Source organism: Cyclobacterium qasimii M12-11B (genome assembly GCF_000427295.1).
In the GTDB taxonomy this organism is placed as follows: domain Bacteria; phylum Bacteroidota; class Bacteroidia; order Cytophagales; family Cyclobacteriaceae; genus Cyclobacterium; species Cyclobacterium qasimii.
Genome location: NZ_ATNM01000184.1, coordinates 1 through 1,078, shown reverse-complemented (window position 1 = coordinate 1,078; position 1,078 = coordinate 1). Strand labels below are relative to the sequence as shown.

General features: G+C 51.5%; 2 protein-coding genes. Both read left to right on the top strand.

Annotated elements, in window-relative coordinates; genetic code table 11:
* The coding region (locus ADICYQ_RS31375) for a hypothetical protein (RefSeq protein WP_235114863.1) at window positions 1-257 on the top strand (257 nt) is incomplete at its 5' end.
* A gap of 100 nt (window positions 258-357) precedes the next feature.
* On the top strand, window positions 358-1,078 hold a 721-nt coding region (locus ADICYQ_RS31370), incomplete at its 3' end, for an SNF2-related protein (protein WP_235114861.1).

Sequence of the window (1,078 nt, the reverse complement as noted above, 5' to 3'; positions counted from 1 at the left end):
AACGCCTGATGGAAAAAGCAGAATCAGAGGGACTCCACATGTCTGATATTCTGGCGCGCGAGCTAATGGATCAGCAGGATGGCGGACTTGAGGATTCGGATCTGATTGATACATCCGCTTTCGCCGGCATTCAGTTTGATCTGTCTAAACAGCTCAGGTCACTGATTCGAAAGCTCACTGCCGCGGAAAACCTGCCGGAGCACGAAGTCAGTCCTCTTTCAAAGGAACGCTCCGCCCTTATCAGAAATACGGCATGAACTGGCTGCTGTTTCTGCGGGAAAGCGGTTTTGGCGCCTGTCTGGGCTGACGATATGGGGCTTGGGAAAACGATTCAAATGATCGGCCTATTTCCTTCACGTGAAGGAAAGCGGCCGGCAAAAAACGCCTCATTTGATTATTGCGCCGACATCCGTACTTGGCAACTGGCAGCGGGAGCTTCAAACCTTTGCCCCTGATCTGTCTGTCGCGCTCCATTATGGGCCGCGTCGGCCAAAGGGGGATGATTTCGCCGCGCATTATGAAAACGCAGACGTGGTGCTCACTTCATACGGTCTGTCACATGCAGATACTGAAGAGCTTTCTTCTGTGACATGGAACACGATCTGCCTTGATGAAGCGCAAAATATTAAAAACGCGCATACGAAGCAATCACGCGCAATCAGGAAGCTGAAGGGGCTTCACCATATCGCGCTGAGCGGCACGCCGATGGAAAACCGGCTGACTGAGCTGTGGTCCATTTTTGACTTCATGAATAAAGGCTATCTCGGCAGTTTGACCGGCTTCCATAAACGCTATGTGCTGCCGATCGAAAAAGACCGGGACGAAAAGAGAATCGGACAGCTTCAGCAATTAATCCGGCCATTCCTTCTCCGCCGGACGAAACGGGATGAAGAGGTCGCGCTTAATCTTCCTGAGAAGCTGGAAGAAAAAGAATTTATCCCGCTGTCAGCCGAGCAGGCATCCCTTTATGAGCAGCTCGTCAAAGACACTTTTGACCATATGACATCACTGACCGGCATGCAGCGAAAAGCGCTGATCCTCAGCATGCTTGGGCGGCTCAAGCAAATATGCGATCATC